A 24,628-nucleotide genomic window follows, 5' to 3' on the forward strand; every position below is an offset into this window, starting at 1 on the left:
TTTTATTTCTATTTGATTTCAGTTATAAAATTGAGGTACTCTTCAATGGGTTGTTCAAGAGCCGATTTAAACATTTCAAACAGTTCTTTAGTGTATAGTTGAGCAAAGTGGAAATCAATCGCTGCCTGGCTTCTCCACCTCTCATACAGGACAAAATTAGTATTGTCACCAGGTACCGTGTGGAAGAAGAATTCGATATTTCCTTGCTCAGGTCTGCTGTTTACAATGGATTTTTGAAACTGATTAATAAAGGTTTCCTGCATGCCATCTTTTACTTTGAAAATAACAACAAGATCAACTGGCGTATCACCCGAAAGAGGGCTCTTGATTTCATTTTTTGACAAAGGAGATACATCATGGAGGTAAAGAATCTCCATTGGTTTTGCCAATGTCGTTTTATTTAATTCCAGCACATCTGTTGCATATTTCTTTGTAAAATGCTCATCCAAAGATTTTTGGCTATCCCATCTTTCAAATAAATAAAACGTGTTTGGTTTGTCCTTATGTTCGAATAATTCCATCGATATGTTCCCCTTCTCATTCAGGGCACCATTTTTATCTGCGATAAGTGCTTTTCTTAACGCTTCTTTCTGTTCCGCCTTAACGTTAAAGGTGACCAACATGGTTATTCTTTCTTCGCTCACATTTTGAGCAGAGGCAATATTAAAACTTGTCATAAACGTAATAATTATGATGGGAATAATTTTATTCCACAAATTGATTTTTTTCATTTTTTAAATTGTTAGATTGTTAAAAATAAGTGCCTAACCTATATTTAACTATTTATATGTTAGGCAACAACATCATCATGGTCTGTGCCGGTGATTACTTCATGCCAGGCCTCAATATCTGCATTAAACCTATCCATCTTTTCTTTGAAAAGTTGCAATGTATCTTTTCCCAAAGGGAGATGCACTGGCGGTTTTTCAGCATTCGCTATTTTGAGAATAGCCTGTGCCAATTTCTCCGCACTGCCAGGCTGCTTTTGATTTACCTGAGTGGCATAATTTCGCATATCACCAACAGTTTCGGCGTAATCTTCAATACTATTGGCTGATCTTGTAAGCGATGATTGATCAAGGAAATCCGTACGGAAGAAGCCAGGTTCTACTGCTGTAGCATAAATACCAAGTGGGGCCAGCTCTTTTGATAAGGCTTCGGTTATTCCTTCCACAGCAAACTTAGTGGAACCATACAATCCCCATCCTATGATTCCCGTGAGTCCACCTACCGAAGAGAGATTAATAATATGTCCCTTACGTTCTTTACGCATAAATGGTAACACACCTCGGGTAACATTTAGCAAGCCAAATACATTTGCTTCATAATTGGCTTTGACTTCTGCGTTGCTTGCTTCTTCCACGGCGCTCAATAATCCAAATCCGGCGTTATTGACTAGTACATCTATCCTTCCAAATTTATTCGTGGAGAGATTTACCACTTCTTTCGCTTGCTGCTCATTTGTAACGTCCAGAATAGTCACAAATAAATTTTCATTATTCAATTGAGCTTGCAATTTTTCCGGATTACTACGTACTGTTGCTACTACTTTATCACCTGCATCAAGAGCAGCTTTGACGATTTCCAACCCCAATCCACGGGAAGCTCCGGTAACTAACCATATTTTTTGCTTTTTCATTTTATAATATTTTTAAATTAAATTACACTACAAAGGTTGTTCTATTTTTACATTTCGACAGTTCTAAACAGCTCAAACATTTTAACTTTATAGCTCATTATAAGTAGATAAAATAAGATTTACATTTCTTCATGGCACAGACCTATGCAGGTAAAAACCACGTTAGGTAATCTTTCTTTTTGCTTTCTGTAAAAGGTGGCAGGAAGTCATTTATGGTAACATCCGGATCGGAAAAGAGAATGGACTTGATGTTTGATAAACTATCGAATCCACGTTTTCCGAAATATTTTCCTAATCCTGAAGTTCCTACGCCACCAAATGGTAGTGAGGTCAGGAATACTTGCATATTAGTTTGATTAACAGCTCCGCCTCCGGAAGAAACACTGTTGATGAACAGGTCAATTGCCTGTTGATCTCTACTGAATATATAGGCTGCTAATCCTTTTGGTTTCTCCTTGATTACTTTAATTGCTGTTGCAATATCATCGTATGGGATAATTGGAAGAATAGGGCCAAATATTTCTTCTTCCAGCACCTTTTCTTCCCAGGAAGCAGGGAATACCAGGGTTGGCTCAAAATAGCGGCTTTCGACATCGAAGTTACCTCCATAAACTACGTTAGCCCCTTTAATTACTTCTGCCAGACGTAAGACATCCTTCTCCGAAATAATCCTTGAATAATCCTCGCTTTTCGAAGCATCCTTACCATAGAGTTCATCTAACGCAATTTTGCATTCAGAAACAAATTCCTCAGCTACAGATTGATGTACATAAACATAGCCGGGCGAAACACACCATTGGCCAGCGAAAGCTGTTGCGCCCCATGTTATTTTACGCGCCGCTTCTTTTAAATTAGCGGTCTGATCTACTATTACCGCATTCTGCCCACCTAGTTCCAATAGCACAGGGGTTAAATTTTCGGCAGCGGCTTTCATCACAATTTTACCTACCTGAATGCTGCCTGTAAAGAAAATAAAATCGAGGGGCAACTCCAGTAGCTGAGTCATGGCCTCTCTATTTCCCTGCACTGCCGTTACACACTCTTCATTAAAATACTGAGCTATTAATTGAGTGAAGAGGGCCGCAACTGCGGATGAGGAATTTGATGGTTTGACAATGGCCGTGTTACCGGCAGACAAAGCAGCCAGCAGAGGGTCGATAATTAATACGACTGGTGCATTAAAAGGACCTACAATAAGGGAAACTCCATAGGGTTCGCGATATATATAGCCTTTGTGTCCGGTATCTGACATTCTTTTGGGAAGCTCTGCCAATTCTGGTTCCATCCATTTCTTCAGGCTTTGTTTAGTTTCCTCAATGGCTCCCAAACTGGCAAAGATCTCCTGATCCTGTTCAAATTCTGCGGTTTTGAAATCCTTTGCTAACGCTTCTTTAAATGCCTGAACATTTTCTTTGATCATATTCTCAAGGCGGGTAAGCTGATCAATCCGCCATTCATAAGTTTTGGTAGCATCAGTCAAAAAATAAGTTTTTTGCTTTTCGAAGATGCTCTTGAATTGATTTTCCATCGTAAATATATTTAATGGTTAAATTCTGTAACCGCTTTGATTTCTTATCATCCAACCAGGGTATTGAAGCGGCAACGGGCTGACAGTATCTATCTTATTTAAATCGTCTGCTGATAGCTGAATATTTACAGATTGGATATTGTCTTTCAACTGGTCAATTGTTTTAGCCCCGATGATGGTACTTGTGATGCCGGTTTGCTGCCTTACCCAAGCCAGGGCAACCTGTGCCACCGTAGCATCGTATTGCTGACCAATTTCCTTCATAACATCCACCAGGTCGTATGCTTTTTCTTTATTAACGGGAGGAAAATCGAAATTTGCCCGACGCGAGCCTTCGCTCGATTGATCTCTTGTGAATTTTCCTGAAAGAAAACCTCCGGCAAGTGGGCTCCAAGGAAAAATTGCCAGATTATGATCTTGGGCCATTGGTACCAGCTCGTGCTCAATATCACGGGTAACAGCTGCGTAGTGGTACTGAAGTCCGATAAATTTATGCCAGCCATTATAATGAGCGATAGCCTGAGCTTTTGCCACCATCCACGCAGGCCAGTTGCAGATGGCGATATAACGCACTTTACCTGTTTCCACGATGTCGTTCAAGCTGCGGACAATATCTTCAAGATCTGTTTTGAAATCGACACCGTGTACATAAAGAATATCGATGTGATCCAGTTGCAGCCTTTTCAGACTGGCATCAGCTGAGTTGAAAATATGGTAGCGTGAGAGGCCACGACCGTTAGGAGTCTCATCCATAATGCCTAATACTTTTGTGGCAATAACTACCTGATCCCTCGGTACAGCAAGGTCTTTGAGGGATTGCCCCAGTAGTTGCTCTGACTGTCCAAAGGAATATACATTGGCTGTATCAATGAAATTGATCCCGGCATCAATGACCGATTTCATTAATTCATTGACTTCGTTTTGCTGTAACTTTCCAATATTTTCCCACATACCGGCATTTTGGCCGCCGAATGTCATTGTTCCAAAGCAAAGTTCTGATACCATCAGTCCAGTGTTTCCTACATAATTGTATTTCATAATTTTTATTTTTAAGATTTGTTCATGATAGTATTCTGTTATTAAACAGTTCAATTAAGCTGTTACTTCTTCGGTGGTCTTGATCCATCCTTTAGCATAATGAACAATCGCCATCAGTTTTTCAGGAATTTTCTTATCAGCAGCATGTTCTGTATCGAGAATCATCGTTATTTGATCCTCATTTCCTTCATTGGCCCATTGTGCCCATTTTGGGTTGACCACCATACTTCTTCCGATGGCTACCAGATCCAGTCCCAGGCTTAAAGCTTGTTCGGCTTCTGAGGGTGTGGTCACCTGTCCTGCTGCGATTACGGGTACACGGTTGTTAACATAAGAAGTCAATACTTCGGTAATGGTTTTACTGGTGTCGCTGTCCAATGGTTTTTGTGTCAAAACCTGAAATAGTGAGAAATGGAGATAATCCACCTGTTCCTGGATCAATCTATCCACCAAAGCCAGGCTATCCGGTAACCTTAAACCTTCTTTAGGCAATTCTTCTGGAGAAACCCGGAAGCCCAATGCAAAAGGACGATCAGCATACTCGGCAATAACACGCCTCACCTCACGAACTACCTCAGTAGAAAAACGCAGACGGTTATCAATTGAACCACCCCATTTATCTGTGCGCTGGTTGAACATCGGAGATAAAAAGTTTTGGTTTAGGAAACCATGGGCACCGTGTATTTCAATACCATCAAATCCGGCTGCAATCGCTCTGCGGGCAGTAGCACCGAAAGCTTTGATAATATCCCAGATCTCATTTTCCTCCAAAGCCCTGGGCGTTAGCAGATCAGCAGGCGTAAAAGGGGTTACCTCTGATTTTATAGCACTGGCACTTACAACATCCCGGCTGGGGATCAATTCAGTGACCGCTTTGTTTCCTGCATGAAAAACTTGCAGTATAGCAGGAGCACCGCCACTTTTGGCGGCATCGGCTAATTTTTTCAGACTAGGAATAAAGCTATCATCATATCCGGCAAATTCATGGTTAAAGCCAATCCCTTCCGGGGTTACATGGGTACAGCCGGTGATAACCAATCCTACGTCTTTTACACGTGCTTTATACCATTCAACTTCTTCATCCGCAATGGTGAAATCATCGTTTCCTGCCCATGTAGTCATAGGAGCCATTGCAATCCTGTTCTTGATTTGTATTCCTTTTGTCAATTGAAAAGGCTCAAGTAATTTTTTGTATTGTTTCATTTTTCTTATTGTTTGATACAAAGGTAGATACCATTTCAGAGGTAACGGATGCGTAGATGAAACCAAAAAATGCAAATTTCAAACACCTCATCAGATACTAAAATTTCTTCTAATACTGTACTTGAAAATCATTTTGATAGCTTACAAAAAAGAAAAGACCGTCTCATGGCTGAGAGCAGTCTCTTCTTTTATTATTTAACCAGCGAATTTAATCGCTACGTACCAAGCTTGAAAAACGAACCGTCGTAATTGCTAGAATAACTTTAATTCATAAAATGAAAACACTTTAGTCCTGAAAAATTTTCCATTTTGTCATTCTGTCCTGAAGATTGATAGATTTACCTTCTGTTGAAAACACCCCATTGCCATGATGATGAAACGGTTTTATTTTATCTTTGTCAGGGTTTTTCCAGGCAGCTACCGCTTCCAGTACAAAAAGATTATATCGGTCAACGAGATCGGTGTTGACCACCTTGCATTCAATATTAAAAAGGCAATCCTCGATCATAGGAGCCTGGATAATGCTTGCAGGTATAATGGTCAGGTTAAATTTCTCAAACTTGTTATCGCTATCACCAGAACAGTTACCGATGTCCACAACTTTTTCAATGATATCAATACCGGGAATAGTTAACACACATTCCTGGTTTTTCACGAGCGCCTTATAACTGTAATCCCATGGACCAACAATCGCTCCGATCAAAGGAGGGTCGTGCTGTATCATCATTTGAAATCCCGTAGTCATGACATTAGGTACGCCCTTGTTTTGCGTACATACGAGTAAAACAGATCCCGGCTCTATCTGGCGGTAGATCTTATCAATAGGGTATGTTTCCATAACTAATTTATTACATGTTAGTAGCTGTTTGGTAATCTAACGGCTTACTTTGATCAATTTATGAAACCTTGATTACTATTTTACCGAACGCACCACGGCCAAGATGTTCATAAGCTTTAACTGCATCTTCAAAACTATATACGGTGTCTATTACAGGTTTAATGCGATACTGTTCAAAGGTTTTATTCATTTCTTCAAATGCTGCTCTATGTCCAACAGCAATACCCTGAATATTGGTTTGTCTGAATATCACCGGCATTAGATCAAAGTTGGTCTTCTGTCCGGTCAGGAAGCCGATGAGTGAGATTTGACCACCAACTCTTGTCGCCCGGACAGAATGATTGAGACCTTCACCGCCTACAACTTCGAGTAAATGGTCGGCACCCAGTCCATTGGTCAGTTTGGTGACTTCAGCCACCCAATCCGCTGTTTTTACATAATTGATTATTTCCTGTGCTCCAAGTTCACGAGCCTTAATTCCTTTTTCATCACTGCTGGTAGTCACGATTACTTTTGCGCCCAAAGCATTGGCTATTTGTAACCCGAAAATGGATACTCCTCCAGTACCTTGTATCAATACCGTTTCTCCGGCCTTCAGGTTACCATAAGTTACGAGTGAAAACCATGCAGTCAATGCAGCAATAGGAAGCGTTGAAGCTTCTTCATCTGTCATATATGATGGGACTTTGACTGCAGATTCTTCGTGGATAAGCATATATTGAGCCAATCCACCCGGCAGGGGCGCACCAAAACAGAAATCAGGTTCATTTGGTGCGGGTTGTCCGTCAATCCACTTTGAGTATAAGTGAGAGGTGACCCTATCTCCAACCTTAAAACGGGTTACATTTGCCCCAATTTCTACGACCGTTCCTGCTGCATCTGATACAGGGATTAGTGGTTTAGGAATCATTTCCGGTTCGTAAATGCCATCTACAATTGCCTTATCTCTAAAATTAAGAGAAACCGCGCCTACTTTAATTAAGATATCATTAGGACCCGGCGTTGGAACTGCTACCTTATCAAGTGTCAGGTTCTCTAAATCGAAAGCATGTAATTGCCAAGCTTTCATCGTTATTGATTTTTCTAACATAGTATTAAAATTTTAAAATGTATATCGACCGTATATCTCGACATACAGTCACTTTTCTTGCTACTAAAGCAGAGCTTTGTTTTTGTGCCTTGATGTCTACAAATGGCTATTACGATAATGTTTAGGTGTGGAAGTCTCCGCCTTTTTGAAAAAATTAATAAAGTGAGGTAGTTCTTCAAATCCCAGGCACCAGGAAATTTCAGAGATATTCCAGTCGGTATGTTGAAGTAAACTTCTCGCTTCCTGCATTATTCTTTCGGAGATAAATTGAGAGGTTGTTTTTCCTGTTACTTTTTTCAATGAACGGTTTAGGTGGTTAACGTGTACCGAAAGATTGTCGGCAAACTCAATGGGATGTCTTAGCTTAATCTGTTGCCTTGGTGATTCTATCGGAAACTGACGTTCCAATAACTCTGTAAACAATGACGTTATTCGCAAAGACGCATTTGAATCGTCAACAGGGTTACTTCTGATAGGAGTTAATTTTAGCGCGAGATGAATAAGCTCAAAAACCAGCGCGCGTATGGCGTCATATTTGTAAAAATAATCTGATTCAATCTCTGCGATCATCTTTTTGAAGATAATACCGATCTGCTCTTCTTGTTCTTCATTCAGTTCAAACAAAGGAATGTTTCCGGGCTTAAAAACAGGATAATCGTTGATATTGCCGAAATGATTGAAAAAACCTTCGGTAAATACACAGAAATATCCCGTTTGTTCCTCATCCAGCAGTTCCCAGGAATATGGGATATTGGGATTAGAAAATAAAAGGGCGCTATCCATAAATTCCAAACCCTTGTCTGCATAAGAAAATTTTGTATGACCTTTTAGCAGGCTTATTTTATAAAATCCCTTTCGGTTATAAGGCTGACAGTTGATCTTATTTGTGGGTGTGCTATATATCGGGAAAACATTAAACTGGCCGATTTCTCTTTGCAGGTGATCCGGCATCCAGATTAATTTATCATCAAAAAACTGTTGTGCTTGTACTGTTCTTTCCATAATTTTATCATTTAAATTACCACGGATTTGTTGCCCATACAGATGCATCAGGAATGAACCCAACATCGCTCATACTTAACATATTTACAATTAAATGCGCAATTTCTGTTGGTTTAAGTTTATTGTCTTCATTTTTGATTTCCAAACCTTCTTTAAGAAGAAAATCCGTAATCACCTCGCTTGGATTGATTTGCATAACCCTAACGTTGTATGGTCTTAATTCTGCTCTCCAGCATTCTGTTAAACCGGAAACGGCAAATTTGCTGGCTACATAAGAAGATCCATTGGCATATCCGCGAAGTGAAGCTGTAGAGCCAATATTGATTATGTTTCCATACTGTTTATCCATAAAATGCTTTGCAGCTTCTCTTCCAGACAGAAAAAGTCCCCGGACATTTACTTCCCAGACCTTTTGAAAATCTTCGGCTGTGGTCTCTATCAATGAAATGAATTTTCCGATTCCCGCATTGTTGATCAATACGTTTATCGTTCCCATTCTCTCTTTTGCATAATCAAACAATGCGAGTACTTCTTCTTCAATTGTAACATCAGCTTTAATTCCATAAACTCCAAGTTCTTTAGTTGTTTGATTTACTCTAAATTCATTAGTCCCACAAACCACTACTTCAGCTCCAAGTTCTTTTAAAACCTTTGCAGCTTTATATCCAATACCACTTGTTCCACCCGTAATAATAGCTTTAACATTCTTTATTTCCATAACAACTTATTTTTCACAAAATTACGGACATAGATATCGGGAGTGTTACAAAAATCAAATGCTTTGATGCAAAAATCAAACACTATAAACTAATTTCAAATATCTAAAATATGATATTTTCAAGTTTTGTATTTGAAATTGGCAATAATTATAAAACAATCTATAAATAGAAAAAATATGAGACTAGTTTAAAAAATGCAATAATTTAAATTTTGGGGATATCTTAAGGTTCGGATTGGTTTTTAGAAAGAAAAGTAGTCTGTGATTATAATTCAATAGACAAAATATATAATCTAAATAATTAAGTGAAGTTTCTTATCAAATATCTTTCGGAACAACTACAAACTCAGTTTGGAAGTACTTTTTCTATAAGACAAATTAACCTTTATCGCTAGTTTTACAGTACATTTGAGAATTTGCATACACTGTATGCACATTTGAGCTGGAGTCAATATAACTATTGTTAAGTGCTGACAGTCAATATTAAAAGACAATACAATGCCGAAACAATAAAAAGTAATTAGAAGGTACGTCAGGTTGAACGATAAATATGTAAAAACTTCGTATATTTGTAATATGATAATATTATTTAAATCTTAATAATAACAATAAATACTACTATTATGTTATTTGTTTCTTTGTCCAAAGCCCAAAAAAAACTAGTTGATAATATCCGTGAAAGACGATTGCAAATGAATCTAACACAGGAGGGTTTGGCAGAAAGATCGGGTATTCCTTTACCGACCCTCAGGAAATTTGAGCAAAAAGGCTTGATCTCTTTGGAGTCATTTTTAAAATTGCTTTCAGTTGTTGGTGGATTGGAAGAAATGGTTAATGTGTTAAAACCGAAGGAGCAAAGTTTTAAATCTATTGATGATGTACTAAAATCAGAGGAAAAACCCATTAAAAAAAGAGGAAATAGGAAATGAAAATATCCATTAAAGAAATAAAGGTAGGATTGAATTTTGGTTCTGGAGTTCAACCCGTTGGACGTTTGGCAATTCTTAATGGCATTATCTACTTTCAATACGATGAAGAATTTCTGCAAACCAATTTAGAAATTTCACCTATAAGACTTCCTTTGCAACAAGGCTTGATAGAGCTTCCAAGAGATCCATTTGAAGGTTTGGCCGGTGTTTTCAGTGATAGTTTGCCAGACGGTTGGGGAAGATTGCTTTTTGACCGTTTGCTTCGCTCGGAAGGAATTTCCCCATCGGATATTTCCCCACTTGATCGTTTAGCTTTTGTTGGATTGCAAAGTATGGGCGCATTGATTTATGAACCAGATCAGAGTCCAAATAGTGGTAATGAAATGATTGATTTGGATATTTTGGCAATGCAAACAGAAGAAGTTTTGCAAGGTGATTCTGAGGAAGTGATTGCAGAGCTTTTAGCTTTGAATGGATCTTCTGCCGGAGCACGGCCAAAAGCATTAATTGGCGTTGATGCAGAACGAAAAAATATATCCTACGGAGCAAATTTGTTAAGCGATGGTTTTGAGCCCTGGATGGTGAAATTTCCAAACTCATTAGATGGCAAAGATGCGGGCGCAATAGAATACGTTTACGCCTTAATGGCAGTAGATGCAGGAATTAAAATGCCTGAAGTCTATTTGTTTCCGTCACAGAAAGGAAATGGCTATTTTGCTGTTAAACGTTTTGATAGAAATGGAGATAAGCGTCTCCATATGCATACGGTGAGTGGACTTATTCACAATAATTTTAGGTTTCCATCTCTTGATTATGAAGATTTATTATCATTGACAGGTGTTTTAACCAAAGATATCCGAGAGGTAGAAAAAATGTTTCGGTTAGCAGTTTTCAATATTATGGCACATAATAGAGACGACCATGCTAAGAATTTTTCGTTTTTGATGAATGAACTTGGCGAATGGATATTATCACCCGCTTATGACCTTACTTTCTCAAATGGACCAGGAGGCGAACAAAGCACTATGGTAATGGGAGAAGGGCGAAATATAACTTTCAAACATCTGACTAAATTAGGAAGGGAAGCCAAATTATCACAAGAATTCATAGAGAATGTTATTGAGCAAACACGTTCTGCACTTAGTAAATGGTCAAACCTATCAAAAGATTTTGGAGTTAGTAAATCCAATAGAGAATTAATAAGTAGATTGATTAAAACATTTTAATATAAAATTTGAGCTACACTTGTTAGAACTGTAAATTATTTTCGTCCTAAATGAAAATCAAAAAAGATTGGATATAGTAAAAAACAAACTTTATGCAGAAGGAGTCTTAGGGAAGAATAATGAACAAGATTTGTCAACAATCTTGGCAGAAAAATATATTAAGGATGGAATAGATGTTGAATTGTACAGGCAGGATATTATAAATAAATTAGAGAATCTTAAATAAGCTAAAGTTAGCCACTGAAATAATATTTTTTCTCAAATTAGAGTGTTTATTTAGATTGAGAGTATGATAAAGATGTCTTACAATTATGGTTTAATGTTACTTAGCAGATTGTTTTTTTAGTCCCTTGTTCATCAGTGTTCGCAGGGATTAAAAACATAAGTCTCAACCCGTAGGTTAAGTCTCAATATTACCCCTTAATCAACGTTGTCCAATTCAAAGTAGGTGCAGCTCTGTATTGAATCTCAGTTGCAGAAACTTTTTTTAACTCTAGAAACTGGGAATTTGCTGTACCATTATACTTTATAGTAAAGCTATACTCTGTATTAGTAATGGTTTCCTCAACACTACCTCCATTAGGAAACATTTTGATACTTTGAATCCAACTTGTTTCCATTCCGCCTGTACTTATATTGATAAAATCTGAATCTGTAAATTTATAAGTAAATCCTACGTGGTTCGGGTCAAGCGGTGCATATTTCCATGTTCCCTGAATCCATGCAGGAGGATGAAAATATTGGGTTGTTGATTGTTGTTGATTGTTGTTTGTAGTGCCGTTATCATTATCGTTACTGCTAGAACAGTTTACGATTACTAATAGTGATAATGCTAAAGTTCCAAGTAGAAAACAAAACTTGTTTATTGGAGTAAACAAGTTTTGTATAAATTTTAAGAATCAAATAAGAATTCTAGAATTTGTTTAGACCAAGTATAATTATATCATCTAAATAATTTCTTATCAAATATTGTCTAATGACCTTTTTAAACCACTTCTGGTTAATCACTTTTTGAAATAATCTTAACCCTGATAATATTTTAGCAGAGGTGATTCATTTACCCGAAGCGCGAATAGGAAATGTAATACGGAGACCAACTTTGAGACAATATGAAATTCCATATTTGGCTCAATCTGTTTTACCCCAAAAGAATCAAATACAAGTAGATGATTTGTATATCTCTTTGAAAAATAATAAAATCATTTTACGTTCTAAAAGGCTTAATAAAGAAGTTAAACCTTATCTTACAAACGCTCATAACTATTCAGCAAACCCTCTACCTGTTTATCATTTTCTATGTGACTTATATTCTCAAAATATTCAATCGGGGATCTATTTTAATTGGGGCGATTTAAAAAATATTTACAATTTCTTACCAAGAGTTGAATATCAAAATATCGTTCTATCAAAAGCTTCTTGGAAAATAACTAATAAAGAGATAAAAAAAATTTCATTATTACTAAACAGCAAAGAGCGGCTTTTTTCAGAATTAGAAGACTGGAGAAAAATGAAGCAAATTCCTCAGTGGGTACAATGGGTAAAATCGGATAATAAACTTACCATTAATTTAGGAAATTTTGATTTGGTAAAAATGTTTATTGATTCTGTAAAAAATGAGGGGTTCATTATCATTGAAGAATTTTTGTATAATGAAAATGATAATTTTAAACGAGAATTTATTTTTCCATTGTATAAAAATGATAAATGACAATAGTAAAAAGAAATTTATTCCCGCGACTGAGTGGCTATATCTGAAAATCTATGCAGGAGTAAAAACTGCTGATATTATTTTGGATGAAGCTATACAGCCTTTGATGAAGTATTTCCAAGAAAACGACTACATTTCAAAATGGTTTTTTATCCGCTACAATGATCCGAAACCGCATTTGAGGATAAGGTTTAAATTAAATAATATTGATGATTATAGTAAAATACTTGTCAAAATTAATGAGGCTCTGCAAGAATATATTGAAAGTGGTGAAATTTCAGATATTGTTATTGATACTTACAGCAGGGAGCTTGAACGTTATGGCGAGAATACTATTGAAGAAGCTGAAATTCTATTTTACAAAAACAGTGAATTTACTTTACAATGCTTGCATTATGACGATGAAGAGAAAATTATTGTTTCTCTTTTCTATCAAACCACTACTTCCCACTAATTTTCTTTTTGTGTTTTTTGCCCCAGCTTTCCATGGGTTTCACTACTTCTTCAAGCCCGAAACTATAATCCGTTACAGAATATTCAATTCTAACAGGATAATCCTCAGTAATCTCCCTTTTGACCAATAAATTTTCTTCCAAATGTTTCAATTCTTTTGATAACACACGATTGGTAATCTTCGGAATAGAATTTGAAATGTCATTAAACCGCTTGTTCCCGCTATAAATAGATAGAATAATCGGTAATTTCCATTTACCGCCAAGCACATACATGGTGTCTTGTATTGCTTTGATTTTCTCTTGAAACCGTTTTTCTTCTTTTGTCATAAAATCTGGTATCCTTTAGGATACAAGTATCAAATATATACCTTTTTAGTTTTACGTTTGCAGTGTAATCAATAAATTTAATTCAAATGCAAACAATCTTCATTACAGGTGCTTCATCAGGAATGGGCAAGGCAAGTGCAAAATTATTTCAGTCAAAAGGTTGGAACGTAATCGCTACAATGCGCAGTCCCGAAAAAGAAACGGAATTAACACAACTTGAAAACGTAACGGTTTTACCGGTAGACGTTACCAATGTTGAGCAAATAAAAGAAACGGTTAAAAAAGCAATTTCATTAGGAAATATTGATGTTGTATTGAACAACGCAGGTTACGCATTATTTGGCGCAATGGAATCGTTCAGCGATGAACAAATTGTGCGGGAAATCAATACTAATCTTTTAGGTGTGATACGTGTTACAAAAGAATTCATTCCTTATTTTAGAAAAAAGAAAACTGGTTTGTTCATCAATGTAACATCAACCGCAGGATTTGTGGGATATCCATTTAGCAATGTTTATCACGCTACAAAATGGGGCATTGAGGGTTGGAGTGAAAGCCTATCTGTTGAACTGGCACCATTCAATATTGGTGTAAAAACGGTTGCGCCGAATGGAACAAACTCAAATTTCCTTCATGCTACAGAATTAGTTTCGCTTCCTGAATATGATGAAGTGATGAAAAAAATGCTTGGCGGATTTAATTTTGCTTCCACATCGGAACAAATTGCGGATGTCATTTATGAAGCTGCCACTGACAATAAAGACCAGCTTAGTTACCTTGCAGGAGATATTGCAAAGAAAACCTATGCAAGACGTGTGGAGATTGGTGCAGAAGAGTTTAGAAAAGAAACAAAGAAATTCTTTTTAAGTTTATTTAATGCCTGACAAAAAGCCCTATGACAAAAAGCCATGCTCGCAGCATAGGCTTTTTTATCATAGGGTGGGATAGGTTCTTCGTATCAAGCGAAGTGTAAGAAGTCTAGCCCGCACAATATTAAGATCAGATAGAATCTACAAATTTAAAGGAACCTAGTCCAATGTATTAAAAGCTTCATGAAAAGTGCATCGGAAATTTGAAAGTTATCAAGATAAAGCAGCTCAGTTTTCGGAGTTGCTTTCCTTTACCTATTTCCCAACATTTCATTTCTAAAATGAGTGCCCCATTTCAGAAACTCCTCTAAAAGTTTATCCGTTGACCTTCCAAGTGGCGTTAGAGAATATTCAACGGTTACAGGCATACTGTCATACAAAGTGCGGGTGATGATTTTATTTTCTTCCAGCGCTTTTAATTCCTGCGACAACATTTTAGGAGAAATACCAATTTCTCTCTGAATTTCCCCAAAACGCTTATCTCCATCAGTGAGAGAAATAATAATTGGAATTCGCCATTTGCCCTGAAGTACCTCCATAGCATCTTTTCCGGCTATCAGTCTATACTGACAGGTCTCTTTTTTAATTGCTTTTGCCATTGCTTTTCAGATTTACTTACCTACAGGTAACTACTTACCACCAGGTAACAACTATATTTTAGAAAGTAAATGTAAGTACTTTTGTTGAAACAATTAATATAAAAAGAATGAAAAAGAACAAAATCATTTATTGGACAGCAACCATATTAATGTTGCTTAGCGGAGTATCAACGGCTCCAATGTATTTTACCAGCCCTATGTTTATTGAATCATTTCACCACTTGGGCTTCCCTGACTATTTTAGAATAGAGCTGGGTATATCTAAAATAATCGGTGCAATAATCTTAGTGTTACCCATGGTACCTGCAAAATTCAAAGAATGGGCTTATATAGGTTTTGCAATCGCATTTATTTCCGCATTCATAGCACATTCTGTAATAGATGGTTTTCCGGCTGCTATCTTTCCGTTAATACCACTTGCGTTTTTGGTAGTCTCTTATATTTACTTTCATAAGAATCTGGCCACAAAATAAATTCTAATGAACAAAAAAGTAATCAAAAAAACGGATTCAGCATTTAATCCAATTGCAAAAGGGCTTAAAGGTGCGGGCTTCTTTGCAAGGGATTTTCCTATTGAACCTTTTTTACTCTTTTCAGAATTCCGGATGTCGCAACAGGTTTTTGGGCCTCATCCTCATGCAGGTGTTTCGGTAATGACCTACATGCGGCCTGACAGTAAAGAAAGTTATATCAACAGGGATAATTTAAGCGGTTTGAGTTATATTGAACCCGGTGGCTTACAAATCATGCAGGCAGGAAGCGGAATGCACCATGACGAGTTTCCCAAAGTTCAAGGTGTGGAAACAAGCGGTTTTCAGATCTGGTTCAACCATTCAGATAAAAATCGTTTTGTAACACCAAAATCTATTCACGTAGATGCGAAGGATGTTCCGGAAGTAGTATCAGATAATGCTTTGGTAAGAATAGTGCACGGGACTTATGACGGCAAAAGCACCACTCATAAAATGGTAACAGACATTGACCTTTTTCACATTTATCTGAAACCACACAAAAGCATTACGATAGTTACCAAACCAATGGCTTTTGTATATGGCATGGAAGGCAGCGGAGCGACAGAAGGTGAACAAATCCTGCCCAAAACAATGATCAATTATTCATTGGAAGGTGACAGTATTACAGTAGAAGCAGGTGAAGAAGGACTGCAGTTTATGCTTGGAAGCGGCACCCCGCATAACGAACCGATAGTTTATGGCGGACCATTCGTAGCGACTACATCCGAACAAATGGAAGAAATGCAACATAGATATTCTCGCGGAGAAATGGGAAAATTAGAACCTTATTTCTATTAAAGGAACAGTCCGAAATTAATTTGATGAACAAGTATTTAGTCGACAGGTAAATATCTAGCACGACTGTAAAGATTGACACAAGCACTTTTTGCCAAATGGCAAATGATTCCATTTTTTTAAGACTGACCTTTGTTTCAGTATTAAAAGCAAAAAAAATGGAAAAAAGAAAATTAGGAAACAGCGGAGTAGAAGTATCTGCATTGGGTTTTGGTTGTATGGGATTAAGTTTCCCAAACGCACCTGCAAAAGAAGAAAACATTAAATTATTACGTTCGGCATTTGAAAACGGTATCACATTCTTTGATACCGCACAAGCCTATGGAAACAACGAAGAACTGGTTGGCGAAGCACTTGAGCCATTTCGTAAAGAAGTTGTCATTGCAACAAAATTCGGGTTTAAGGACGGCAATTTTCAGTTAGGTCTGGATAGTCGTCCCGAAAGCATAAAAGCAGTTGCGGAAGCATCGTTGAAAAAATTAAGAACCGATTACATTGATTTGTTTTACCAACACAGACTCGACCCGAAGGTGCCGATTGAAGAAGTTGCAGGTGCAGTAAAAGAGTTGATAGAAGAAGGCAAGGTAAAACACTTTGGTTTGTCGGAAGCAAATGCCGAAGCTATTCGCAAGGCACACACTGTTTTGCCTGTTACCGCTTTGCAAAGCGAATATTCAATGTTTTTCCGTGACCCTGAAACCGAAATCATTCCTGCTTTGGAAGAATCAGGAATTGGCTTTGTGCCTTTCAGTCCGTTAGGTAAAGGATTTTTAACGGGAACAATCAACGCAAACACAGCGTTTGAGAAAACGGACACAAGAAGTATGTTGCCACGTTTCAGCAAAGAAAACAGAGAAGCCAATCAAGCGTTGGTTGATTTAGTTGTTTCCATTGCAAAAGATAAAAACGCTACACCTGCACAAATTGCTTTGGGCTGGTTGTTGGCTCAAAAACCGTTCATTGTTCCAATTCCAGGCACAACAAAATTACACCGTTTACAGGAAAACATTGGCGGAGTAAACATTTCTTTGTCTGACAATGAATTAAACAAAATCAATTCGGCATTGGCGACAATCAAGATTGTAGGCGAACGCTATCCCGCACAAATACAGCAAAAGTTGGGTAAGTAAAAAACACTCTTTATTGAAAAAAGCAGAGTATAGATGATAGCAATCCTGTCATCTATACTAGTTCATATAACCTTTTCCTGTTTTTTATTAACGTATCTCTTAAAAAATCACATCAAACAAACAGTGCAATTTCCCGACCAGACGCCTATTCCGAAACAGCAGTCCGAAAATGCTTTGTTTGATATTAGAAAACGCTTGACCATTCCACCATACAACAAAGTATATGCTAAGATTGTAAGCGAGGAATTAGGTGTTACAGTAGATAAGTGCATAAATTAATTCTGTTGATAATGTTTAACTTTGCACAGCAATGCCTCATATCAATCACATATCAAAATCTGACATTTTCTTTTCCTGCACAGAAAAAGAACACAGGGGCAATGAAAACACCGTTACCGAACACGCCCTTGTACACATCTATTCGGGCAGTATGACCGTAACAGACACAAACGGCACACACATAATAAAAGAGGGCGAAACGATTTTGTTTTACAGAAATATGTTGGCGAAATTCATCAAGCATCCGTCTGACAATGCAGAGTTCAAGTCCATTTCTATATTATTTTCCCAACCGTTTTTACAAAAATTCTATTCGCTCAACAAACCGAACGAAAACACAAAACCAAAATGGGAAGCTAAGCGAATAGAAAAACATCCTTTGCTTATCAGCTTGTTTGACTCCATTCTGCCTTATTACGAATTGCACGGTGATAATTTACCCACACATCTTACCGACATCAAATTACAGGAAGCCATTACCATACTTCGCACGGTGGACATCGGCACCGACAGCATACTTGCCAACTTTGCCGAACAAGGTAAAATTGACCTTGCCGGTTTTATGCAAAGAAGTTTTTCGTTCAACATTCCGTTGGAGCGTTTTGCGTATCTCACAGGCAGAAGTTTGGCAACATTCAAAAGAGATTTTCAAAAAGCATTCAATAGCACACCTCAAAAATGGTTACTTGAAACACGACTGAAACAAGCACATTTTCTCATTACCGAAAAAAGCAAAAAGCCGTCCGATGTCTATTTGGAAGTAGGCTTTGAAAATCTTTCTCACTTTTCACGTTCGTTCAAACAGCATTTTGGATATACGCCTTCAGCAGTACAAAATTCGCCACGAATGCACGAATAAAAAGCATTACTAACATTAATTCGTGCATAAAAATATATATGCCTTATGAGCAACATTATATACAAAGAAGAAAGCTACCATTATTCAGAATATTTGTTTACAAACGAACATACGAATGGAAAGACATTCGTGCATTCGTGGCATTTATATTTGAGCTATTGAGCAAAGCAACTTTGAGCCGCTGACAAAAACAGCTACCCTGCCTTTCATTGCACCTTTGCATTATCAAAAATGATAATCAAAAAAAGCAATGAAAAAACACATCATAACTATTGGAATAGCAGCTACCCTATTTTTAGGAGGATGTGCCAGCCATATTAAAATCTCAAAAGAACAAGCCGCCACGATGAGCCAACAGGCGGTTGATACCCTGAAAAGCTTCAAATACCTTAAACTTCCCATTATTAAGGCAACCGACAAAATGCGGTTAATGGGGCGTGAACAATTTGCTGCTTACGAAAAGTGGCAGATTGCTGATATGCACAAGCGTTTTGACTTTACTGTTACCGACACCATTATTGAGAATGTAAAAGTAAATATCATCAAACCTAAAAACATCAAACCCGAAAATCAAAATGTGATTGGTTTTCATATTCACGGTGGTGCATTCTTTTTGGGTTCGGGCTATGAACGTGCCGCCTTGCTAATGGCTAACGAATATGGCTACACCATTTATTCGGTGGATTACACGCTTGCACCCGAAGCCAAATATCCGGTAGCGATAAATGAGTGCCTGAAAGTTTACAAATACCTTGTTACTAATTTTCCTGCAAAAAATATTGTATCATCAAGTCTTTCGGCAGGTGGACCTTTAATGATGTCAGCTTTGCTGAAAGCACAAAATGAAAATCTGAAAATGCCAATAGCTAATGTTGTTTTATCACCGGCATTAGAGTTGGCCATTAAAGGTGATACATACATTTCAAACGACCGCAGAGATGTGATTGCAGGAAAAAACAGCATCAATAAATTGGCATTACCTGCATACTTAGATAAAGACACAGATTTGAACGACCCTTTTGTGTCGCCTGTAAATGCGGATTACAAAGGCAATTTTCCCGCTTCAATTATTACAACAGCAACAAGAGATTTGTTTTTAAGCAATTCATCACGCTTGCTTTGGAAATTAAAATCAGGCGGAATAGCTGCAGAGTTACTTGTAGGTGAGGGAATGTGGCACGGCTACCAAACCTATCCCGACATTCCCGAATCAATTGAAGCACGAAAAGCAATCTATGATTTTTTAAACAGACAACTAAAAACAGGAACTATGCAAACAGAAACACAAATAAATACAGAAGCAAATAAAGCAGTTGTGCTTCGCTTTGTAAACGAAGTAATCAACAACAAACATTTTGAATTAATTGATGAATTATGGTCTCCAACTATGGTTTGGCACGGTGGAAGTGCAGGTGAAGTTTACGGAATTGAGAACTATAAAAAAATGCTCATCGGTGCGGCAGATGCTTCATTCAGCAATATGCTTTTACAAGTAAAAGATATTATTGTTTCTGATGATAAAGTGGTGTTGTATTTTTCCAATAGCGGTAAAAACATAGGCGATTTTATGGGCAACAAAGCGACCAACAAAACTGCAATATGGAATGGAATGGGTATTTACAGGATTGAAAACGGCAAGATAGCCGAAGCGTGGTTTTCAGAAGACCATTTGGCAATGTTTCAGCAGCTCGGATTTATTAAATAATCAGGAAAAGCCACGAATGCACGAATAAAATTATTAGTAGTGAATAAGACAATAATGTATTATAACAAAATAATCACCGCTTATGTACTGAAAAATATATTCGTGCATTCGTGGGAATAAAAACAAGAAACAATGAAAAAAGTAGCATTAATAACAGGAGCTTCCGCAGGAATGGGAAAAGAAACAGCAAAGCTGTTAGCTCAAAACAGTTACACGGTTTACGCAGCAGCAAGGCGTTTAGACAAAATGAAAGACCTTGAGCCGTTGGGAATAAAAACGCTTTCAATGGACGTAACCGATGAAACATCAATGATTAAAGGTGTTCAACAGATTTTAGACACGGAAAAACGAATTGATGTTTTAATCAACAACGCAGGTTTTGGGGCTTACGGCACAATAGAAGATGTGCCAATGAATGATGCAAAATATCAGTTGGAGGTAAACGTATTCGGTGCGGCAAGATTGATACAATTGGTATTGCCTAAAATGCGTGAAAACAAGTTTGGTAAAATCGTAAACATATCTTCCATAGGAGGAAAGTTTGCATTGCCTTACGGTGGTTGGTATCACGCCAGCAAATTCGCTTTGGAAGCGTTAAGTGATGCACTTCGCAATGAAGTAAAACAATTCGGCATTGATGTAATCGTAATAGAACCAGGAGGCGTAAAATCAGAGTGGGCAAATATTGCTTACGACAACCTTGTGAAAAATTCAACCCATTCCGCCTACAAAGCAACCATTGACAAACTTGCCGACTTTATGAAAAAGGCAACTGCAAAAAACGCAGAACCCGAAGTAATAACAAATCTCATTTTGAAAAGCATTGAAGCTAAAAAACCGAAGTTCCGCTATGTGGGTGGTTATATGGCAAAATCGGCAGTCATTGCAAGAAAATTATTGTCGGACAAACTGTTTGACAAAATGATAATGAGACAAATGAAATAAAATGGACTTTACGGAATACATCATTATAGAAAGTAAACGCGGCTTTACAGGAGGTTTGATTTCAGGAATCAATTTTAAGATTGCAGGCGAACGCTATCCTGCACAAACACTGCAAAAGTTGGATAAGTAAACTATCAAATATTCAATCTTAAATATAAATAACGGCAACGCATCGTTTATCAAATCCATGCAGCCAATTGCGATTTTCATCATAAGTTATGCGGATAATATTATAATCCAAATCCTCATTTCGGTTACATAATCCCTCAATTCTGTTATTTCTTTTCTTGCCGATGGGTGCAACTTTGCAGTAAGAAAAATCAAGGAAATGAATATCGTATTAACAGGTTCTTTAGGGAACATAGGAAAACCGCTTACAAAAGCATTGGTTGAAAAAGGACACACGGTAACCGTAATCAGCAGTAAAACCGAAAGAAAACCAGAAATTGAAGCATTGGGGGCTATTCCGGCAATAGGAAGCATCCAGGATGCCGGGTTTCTATCTGAAACATTTAGAGGTGCTGACGCAGTTTACCTGATGGAAGCGTGGGAAGGTATCGGGAGTATCTTCGATAAGGATATTGATTTTATAGCCGGGTTTCATACCATTGGCAATAATTACAAACAGGCAGTTGAAGCTTCCGGTGTAAAAAAAGTTGTGCATTTAAGTAGTGTGGGTGCTCATAGTGCTACAGGATATGGAACACTTTCGGCTCATTATGATGTTGAAACTATTTTAAAACAGCTTCCCAATGATGTTTCTATCAAGTTTATGCGTCCTGTAGGTTTCTATACCAATTTATTCAGGTCAATTTCAAGCATTAAAGAAAAAGGTGCAATTATTTCAAATTATGGCGGTAACAAGAAAGAACCTTGGGTATCCCCGTTAGATATTGCATCTGCAATTGTTGAAGAAATGGAATTGCCTTTTAACGGCAGAAAAGTTCGTTATATAGCAAGTGACGAAGCATCGCCCAACGAAGTGGCAAAAGTTTTGGGAAAAGCCATCGGAAACCCTGATTTGAAATGGATAGAAATTTCCGATGAGCAAATGTTGGATGGAATGTTAGAAATGGGAGTGAATCCGAAAATTGCCAACGGTATGGTAGCAATGCAGGCAAGTCAGCGTAATGGTTTACTGTTTGAAGACTTTTATCGCAATAAACCAACATTCGGAAAAGTCAAGCTGGACGATTTCGCCACAGAATTTGCTCAAACGTATAATAAACAGGCTAAATAAATTTAAAAGAAAATGAATTACGAAGTAATCACAAACACCGAAGAAAATAATAATAAAGAAGTGCGTAAAAAAGCATTAATAACGGGAGCGAATAAGGGAATTGGCTTCGAGACAGCAAAACAGCTTTTGCAAAACGGATATTACGTTTTCATCGGAAGCCGCAATGTAGATAACGGTAACACTGCCGTAGAGCAATTGAAAAGTGAGGGTTTTGAAAATGTAGAAGCCATTGAGTTAGATGTGACAGACACTGCTTCAGTAGAAGCTGCACGCAAGGAAATCGGTAGTAAAACGACTGTACTCGATGTGCTTATTAATAATGCCGGCATTAATGGCGGCTTTCCACAAGCTGCATTAGAAGCAAGTGCCGATGCTTTTCAGCAGGTAATGGATACCAATTTATATGGAGTGGTAAGGGTAACGCAGGCATTCATTGATTTATTAAGAAAATCAGAGCAGCCAAGAATTGTCAATGTATCATCAAGCGGCTGTTCACTAACATTGCATTGCGACCCCAGCTGGAAATATTACACGCACAAAGCCGCCCTTTATCCTGCTTCAAAGGCAGCGCTTAATATGTACACCATTAATCTGGCTTACGAGTTGAGAGATACACCTTTTAGAGTAAATGCAGTATGTCCGGGATTTGTGGCTACCGATTTCAATGGACACAGGGGAACCGGAACCGTTCAGGAGGGTGGCATTCGCATTGCTAAATATGCAATGATTGGAGAAGATGGGCCTACAGGCAAATTCATCAGTGAAGAATATAATCCTGAAACCGGGGAAACTCCATGGTAATAAATTCAGTAATTTAGTAAGATGAAAAACAAACCGCATAAGTTTCAGTCGTTATCGGATTTCCATCGGATGTTCGGGGTGTCAAAGCCCGTGCATCCTTTGGTAAGTTTTATCCGCCTTGAAGATATGAAATTGCCCGCCGAAGAATTGGCTGACCAATTGGTTTTAGACTTTTATAAAATTGCCTACAAAGACAATCTCGGAAAGGCTAAATACGGACAGCATTATTATGATTTTGGAGAGGGTGGTTTAGTGTTCACTTCTCCCGGTCAATTGTTTCAGAAACCGGGTAACAGTACCCATAAAGGGTATATTTTGCTTGTTCATCCTGATTTCCTGTTATCTTATCCCTTAGCAAAAAAAATAACGCAATATGGTTTCTTTTCATACAATACCAATGAAGCTTTGCATCTATCCGAAAAGGAAAAAGAAACCATTTTCTCTGTTTTTAATATCATTGAAGAAGAAATAAACAGCAGGATTGACGATTTCAGTCAGGATGTTATTATTTCACAAATTGAGTTGCTTCTGAATTACAGCGTCAGGTTTTACAAACGCCAATTCATTACACGTAAAACGGTTGGCAACAATTTATTACAACAGTTTGAAGACCTTTTGGAAGATTATTTCAATAATGAAAAAACATTAGACAATGGTATCCCGACTGTGCATTACCTGGCTGAACAACTTAATTTATCTGCCACCTATTTAAGTGATATGTTACGCTCCCTGACCGGGCAGAATACGCAGCAACATATTCACAACAAACTGATTGAGCAGGCAAAAAAAATACTGTCAACCTCTGATTTGTCCGTAGCTGAAATAGCATACCTGTTAGGATTTGAGCATCCGCAGTCGTTTAGCCGATTGTTTAAGACAAAAACGACTCTCTCTCCCTTAGCATTTAGACAGTCGTTTAACTGACAGACGAATTTTGTGCTTCATATCATCAGGAAAAGGAAATACAGGAGTTTGAAAACGTAGAAGCATTTGACCTTATCAACCAATTTCAATTAATTTTTCTTTCAACCGCAAGGCGGCACAAATTATCCTGACAGCGACAGACACCGAACGATAGAACCATAGTCGCTAATAATGACGAAGCGTAAATAATCAGCTATATTGTGGCCTGGCTTATTTTTGTCGGCTTGTCCATTGAAGCAGGAGGCTTAATAGCAAATTTCTTTTTCAGT

The 24,628-nt window shown here is 37.6% G+C and carries 28 protein-coding genes; 16 read left to right on the forward strand and 12 right to left on the reverse strand.

All coding sequences use genetic code 11. The features are described 5' to 3' along the window. Window positions 1–8: 8 nt before the first annotated feature. From ACM39_RS05485 to ACM39_RS05525, 9 genes are all read right to left on the reverse strand, one after another. Window positions 9–731 carry a putative quinol monooxygenase gene (locus tag ACM39_RS05485; protein ID WP_048510033.1) on the reverse strand — a complete coding sequence of 241 codons (723 nt, stop codon included), beginning with the start codon at window positions 729–731 and terminating at the stop codon, window positions 9–11. A 59-nt stretch (window positions 732–790) separates the two neighbouring features. Beyond that, on the reverse strand, window positions 791–1,639 hold the full coding sequence (locus ACM39_RS05490) for an oxidoreductase (RefSeq protein WP_048510034.1): 849 nt from the start codon (window positions 1,637–1,639) through the stop codon (window positions 791–793). A gap of 142 nt (window positions 1,640–1,781) precedes the next feature. Beyond that, a complete protein-coding gene (locus tag ACM39_RS05495; RefSeq protein WP_048510035.1) occupies window positions 1,782–3,167 on the reverse strand; it encodes an aldehyde dehydrogenase family protein in 1,386 nt (461 codons plus the stop codon). An 18-nt stretch (window positions 3,168–3,185) separates the two neighbouring features. Continuing rightward, the gene (locus ACM39_RS05500; protein ID WP_048510036.1) at window positions 3,186–4,205 is read right to left on the reverse strand and encodes an aldo/keto reductase; all 1,020 of its coding nucleotides are present in this window, start codon (window positions 4,203–4,205) and stop codon (window positions 3,186–3,188) included. A gap of 54 nt (window positions 4,206–4,259) precedes the next feature. Next, window positions 4,260–5,408 carry an NADH-dependent flavin oxidoreductase gene (locus tag ACM39_RS05505; protein WP_048510037.1) on the reverse strand — a complete coding sequence of 383 codons (1,149 nt, stop codon included), beginning with the start codon at window positions 5,406–5,408 and terminating at the stop codon, window positions 4,260–4,262. Between the two features lie 286 nt (window positions 5,409–5,694). Further along, complete coding sequence (locus tag ACM39_RS05510; RefSeq protein ID WP_048510038.1) at window positions 5,695–6,246, reverse strand: flavin reductase family protein; 552 nt, start codon at window positions 6,244–6,246, stop codon at window positions 5,695–5,697. A gap of 58 nt (window positions 6,247–6,304) precedes the next feature. After that, entirely contained in the window at window positions 6,305–7,336 is a 1,032-nt protein-coding gene (locus ACM39_RS05515) for a zinc-dependent alcohol dehydrogenase family protein (protein WP_228377061.1), read from the reverse strand. Window positions 7,337–7,432: 96 nt separating this feature from the next. After that, window positions 7,433–8,338: a helix-turn-helix domain-containing protein gene (locus ACM39_RS05520; RefSeq protein WP_048510039.1), complete on the reverse strand. Its 906-nt coding sequence runs from the start codon at window positions 8,336–8,338 to the stop codon at window positions 7,433–7,435. Between the two features lie 16 nt (window positions 8,339–8,354). After that, complete coding sequence (locus ACM39_RS05525; protein WP_048510040.1) at window positions 8,355–9,056, reverse strand: SDR family oxidoreductase; 702 nt, start codon at window positions 9,054–9,056, stop codon at window positions 8,355–8,357. A gap of 623 nt (window positions 9,057–9,679) precedes the next feature. Between ACM39_RS05525 and ACM39_RS05530 the strand changes: the two genes are divergently transcribed. From ACM39_RS05530 to ACM39_RS19175, 3 genes are all read left to right on the forward strand, one after another. Next, window positions 9,680–9,985: a helix-turn-helix domain-containing protein gene (locus ACM39_RS05530; protein WP_048510041.1), complete on the forward strand. Its 306-nt coding sequence runs from the start codon at window positions 9,680–9,682 to the stop codon at window positions 9,983–9,985. After that, window positions 9,982–11,211, forward strand: coding sequence for a type II toxin-antitoxin system HipA family toxin (locus ACM39_RS05535; protein WP_048510042.1), 1,230 nt, complete (start codon window positions 9,982–9,984; stop codon window positions 11,209–11,211). The genes ACM39_RS05530 and ACM39_RS05535 overlap by 4 nt, the downstream gene beginning before the upstream one ends. 67 nt (window positions 11,212–11,278) lie before the next feature. After that, the gene (locus tag ACM39_RS19175) at window positions 11,279–11,437 is read left to right on the forward strand and encodes a hypothetical protein (RefSeq protein WP_165585093.1); all 159 of its coding nucleotides are present in this window, start codon (window positions 11,279–11,281) and stop codon (window positions 11,435–11,437) included. A gap of 187 nt (window positions 11,438–11,624) precedes the next feature. Here the strand turns inward: ACM39_RS19175 and ACM39_RS05540 are convergent, their stop codons facing one another. Next, on the reverse strand, window positions 11,625–12,089 hold the full coding sequence (locus tag ACM39_RS05540; protein ID WP_048510043.1) for a hypothetical protein: 465 nt from the start codon (window positions 12,087–12,089) through the stop codon (window positions 11,625–11,627). 158 nt (window positions 12,090–12,247) lie between these two features. Between ACM39_RS05540 and ACM39_RS05545 the strand changes: the two genes are divergently transcribed. Both ACM39_RS05545 and ACM39_RS05550 read left to right on the forward strand, forming a co-directional pair. Beyond that, complete coding sequence (locus ACM39_RS05545; RefSeq protein ID WP_082140536.1) at window positions 12,248–12,919, forward strand: lantibiotic dehydratase; 672 nt, start codon at window positions 12,248–12,250, stop codon at window positions 12,917–12,919. Beyond that, complete coding sequence (locus ACM39_RS05550) at window positions 12,909–13,373, forward strand: thiopeptide-type bacteriocin biosynthesis protein (RefSeq protein WP_165585095.1); 465 nt, start codon at window positions 12,909–12,911, stop codon at window positions 13,371–13,373. The genes ACM39_RS05545 and ACM39_RS05550 overlap by 11 nt, the downstream gene beginning before the upstream one ends. Here the strand turns inward: ACM39_RS05550 and ACM39_RS05555 are convergent. Next, window positions 13,360–13,701: a winged helix-turn-helix transcriptional regulator gene (locus tag ACM39_RS05555; RefSeq protein WP_048510045.1), complete on the reverse strand. Its 342-nt coding sequence runs from the start codon at window positions 13,699–13,701 to the stop codon at window positions 13,360–13,362. The genes ACM39_RS05550 and ACM39_RS05555 overlap by 14 nt on opposite strands. Window positions 13,702–13,787: 86 nt before the next feature. On the opposite strand from ACM39_RS05555, the gene ACM39_RS05560 reads away from it, so the two are divergent. Further along, entirely contained in the window at window positions 13,788–14,585 is a 798-nt protein-coding gene (locus ACM39_RS05560) for an SDR family oxidoreductase (RefSeq protein ID WP_048510046.1), read from the forward strand. A gap of 236 nt (window positions 14,586–14,821) precedes the next feature. Here ACM39_RS05560 and ACM39_RS05565 read toward each other — a convergent pair whose 3' ends face one another. After that, complete coding sequence (locus tag ACM39_RS05565; RefSeq protein WP_048510047.1) at window positions 14,822–15,169, reverse strand: winged helix-turn-helix transcriptional regulator; 348 nt, start codon at window positions 15,167–15,169, stop codon at window positions 14,822–14,824. Between the two features lie 107 nt (window positions 15,170–15,276). Here ACM39_RS05565 and ACM39_RS05570 point away from each other — a divergent pair, with 107 nt between their 5' ends. The 10 genes from ACM39_RS05570 to ACM39_RS05610 all read left to right on the forward strand — a co-directional run bounded on the left by ACM39_RS05570 (window position 15,277) and on the right by ACM39_RS05610 (window position 24,359). Continuing rightward, a complete protein-coding gene (locus ACM39_RS05570; protein ID WP_048510048.1) occupies window positions 15,277–15,642 on the forward strand; it encodes a DoxX family protein in 366 nt (121 codons plus the stop codon). 6 nt (window positions 15,643–15,648) lie between these two features. Beyond that, on the forward strand, window positions 15,649–16,479 hold the full coding sequence (locus tag ACM39_RS05575) for a pirin family protein (protein ID WP_048510049.1): 831 nt from the start codon (window positions 15,649–15,651) through the stop codon (window positions 16,477–16,479). Window positions 16,480–16,634: 155 nt separating this feature from the next. Continuing rightward, the gene (locus ACM39_RS05580; protein ID WP_048510345.1) at window positions 16,635–17,606 is read left to right on the forward strand and encodes an aldo/keto reductase; all 972 of its coding nucleotides are present in this window, start codon (window positions 16,635–16,637) and stop codon (window positions 17,604–17,606) included. Between the two features lie 310 nt (window positions 17,607–17,916). Further along, window positions 17,917–18,744: a helix-turn-helix domain-containing protein gene (locus ACM39_RS05585; RefSeq protein WP_053073297.1), complete on the forward strand. Its 828-nt coding sequence runs from the start codon at window positions 17,917–17,919 to the stop codon at window positions 18,742–18,744. Window positions 18,745–18,994: 250 nt separating this feature from the next. After that, entirely contained in the window at window positions 18,995–20,449 is a 1,455-nt protein-coding gene (locus ACM39_RS05590; RefSeq protein ID WP_048510050.1) for an alpha/beta hydrolase fold domain-containing protein, read from the forward strand. Between the two features lie 132 nt (window positions 20,450–20,581). Continuing rightward, window positions 20,582–21,394 carry an oxidoreductase gene (locus tag ACM39_RS05595; protein WP_048510051.1) on the forward strand — a complete coding sequence of 271 codons (813 nt, stop codon included), beginning with the start codon at window positions 20,582–20,584 and terminating at the stop codon, window positions 21,392–21,394. Between the two features lies 1 nt (window position 21,395). Beyond that, entirely contained in the window at window positions 21,396–21,524 is a 129-nt protein-coding gene (locus ACM39_RS19535) for a hypothetical protein (RefSeq protein ID WP_262483788.1), read from the forward strand. A gap of 198 nt (window positions 21,525–21,722) precedes the next feature. Beyond that, complete coding sequence (locus ACM39_RS05600) at window positions 21,723–22,634, forward strand: NAD(P)H-binding protein (protein ID WP_048510052.1); 912 nt, start codon at window positions 21,723–21,725, stop codon at window positions 22,632–22,634. A gap of 12 nt (window positions 22,635–22,646) precedes the next feature. Beyond that, complete coding sequence (locus tag ACM39_RS05605; RefSeq protein ID WP_048510053.1) at window positions 22,647–23,435, forward strand: SDR family oxidoreductase; 789 nt, start codon at window positions 22,647–22,649, stop codon at window positions 23,433–23,435. A 21-nt stretch (window positions 23,436–23,456) separates the two neighbouring features. Further along, on the forward strand, window positions 23,457–24,359 hold the full coding sequence (locus ACM39_RS05610) for a helix-turn-helix domain-containing protein (RefSeq protein ID WP_048510054.1): 903 nt from the start codon (window positions 23,457–23,459) through the stop codon (window positions 24,357–24,359). The last annotated feature ends 269 nt before the right edge of the window (window positions 24,360–24,628 follow it).

It is taken from the genome of Chryseobacterium sp. FH2, from assembly GCF_001045455.1.
Taxonomy (GTDB): Bacteria; Bacteroidota; Bacteroidia; order Flavobacteriales; family Weeksellaceae; genus Chryseobacterium.

Bases quoted from the DNA above. Each gene is read 5' to 3' on its own strand.
- ACM39_RS05565 (WP_048510047.1), bottom strand. From the start codon at position 15,169: ATGGCAAAAGCAATTAAAAAAGAGACCTGTCAGTATAGACTGATAGCC.
- ACM39_RS05550 (WP_165585095.1), top strand. From the start codon at position 12,909: ATGATAAATGACAATAGTAAAAAGAAATTTATTCCCGCGACTGAGTGG.
- ACM39_RS05515 (WP_228377061.1), bottom strand. From the start codon at position 7,336: ATGTTAGAAAAATCAATAACGATGAAAGCTTGGCAATTACATGCTTTC.
- ACM39_RS05535 (WP_048510042.1), top strand. From the start codon at position 9,982: ATGAAAATATCCATTAAAGAAATAAAGGTAGGATTGAATTTTGGTTCT.
- ACM39_RS05610 (WP_048510054.1), top strand. From the start codon at position 23,457: ATGAAAAACAAACCGCATAAGTTTCAGTCGTTATCGGATTTCCATCGG.
- ACM39_RS05580 (WP_048510345.1), top strand. From the start codon at position 16,635: ATGGAAAAAAGAAAATTAGGAAACAGCGGAGTAGAAGTATCTGCATTG.
- ACM39_RS05510 (WP_048510038.1), bottom strand. From the start codon at position 6,246: ATGGAAACATACCCTATTGATAAGATCTACCGCCAGATAGAGCCGGGA.
- ACM39_RS05505 (WP_048510037.1), bottom strand. From the start codon at position 5,408: ATGAAACAATACAAAAAATTACTTGAGCCTTTTCAATTGACAAAAGGA.
- ACM39_RS05605 (WP_048510053.1), top strand. From the start codon at position 22,647: ATGAATTACGAAGTAATCACAAACACCGAAGAAAATAATAATAAAGAA.
- ACM39_RS05585 (WP_053073297.1), top strand. From the start codon at position 17,917: ATGCCTCATATCAATCACATATCAAAATCTGACATTTTCTTTTCCTGC.
- ACM39_RS05570 (WP_048510048.1), top strand. From the start codon at position 15,277: ATGAAAAAGAACAAAATCATTTATTGGACAGCAACCATATTAATGTTG.
- ACM39_RS05490 (WP_048510034.1), bottom strand. From the start codon at position 1,639: ATGAAAAAGCAAAAAATATGGTTAGTTACCGGAGCTTCCCGTGGATTG.
- ACM39_RS05525 (WP_048510040.1), bottom strand. From the start codon at position 9,056: ATGGAAATAAAGAATGTTAAAGCTATTATTACGGGTGGAACAAGTGGT.
- ACM39_RS05485 (WP_048510033.1), bottom strand. From the start codon at position 731: ATGAAAAAAATCAATTTGTGGAATAAAATTATTCCCATCATAATTATT.
- ACM39_RS05600 (WP_048510052.1), top strand. From the start codon at position 21,723: ATGAATATCGTATTAACAGGTTCTTTAGGGAACATAGGAAAACCGCTT.
- ACM39_RS05530 (WP_048510041.1), top strand. From the start codon at position 9,680: ATGTTATTTGTTTCTTTGTCCAAAGCCCAAAAAAAACTAGTTGATAAT.
- ACM39_RS05575 (WP_048510049.1), top strand. From the start codon at position 15,649: ATGAACAAAAAAGTAATCAAAAAAACGGATTCAGCATTTAATCCAATT.
- ACM39_RS05520 (WP_048510039.1), bottom strand. From the start codon at position 8,338: ATGGAAAGAACAGTACAAGCACAACAGTTTTTTGATGATAAATTAATC.
- ACM39_RS05560 (WP_048510046.1), top strand. From the start codon at position 13,788: ATGCAAACAATCTTCATTACAGGTGCTTCATCAGGAATGGGCAAGGCA.
- ACM39_RS05555 (WP_048510045.1), bottom strand. From the start codon at position 13,701: ATGACAAAAGAAGAAAAACGGTTTCAAGAGAAAATCAAAGCAATACAA.
- ACM39_RS05495 (WP_048510035.1), bottom strand. From the start codon at position 3,167: ATGGAAAATCAATTCAAGAGCATCTTCGAAAAGCAAAAAACTTATTTT.
- ACM39_RS19535 (WP_262483788.1), top strand. From the start codon at position 21,396: ATGGACTTTACGGAATACATCATTATAGAAAGTAAACGCGGCTTTACA.
- ACM39_RS05500 (WP_048510036.1), bottom strand. From the start codon at position 4,205: ATGAAATACAATTATGTAGGAAACACTGGACTGATGGTATCAGAACTT.
- ACM39_RS05595 (WP_048510051.1), top strand. From the start codon at position 20,582: ATGAAAAAAGTAGCATTAATAACAGGAGCTTCCGCAGGAATGGGAAAA.
- ACM39_RS05590 (WP_048510050.1), top strand. From the start codon at position 18,995: ATGAAAAAACACATCATAACTATTGGAATAGCAGCTACCCTATTTTTA.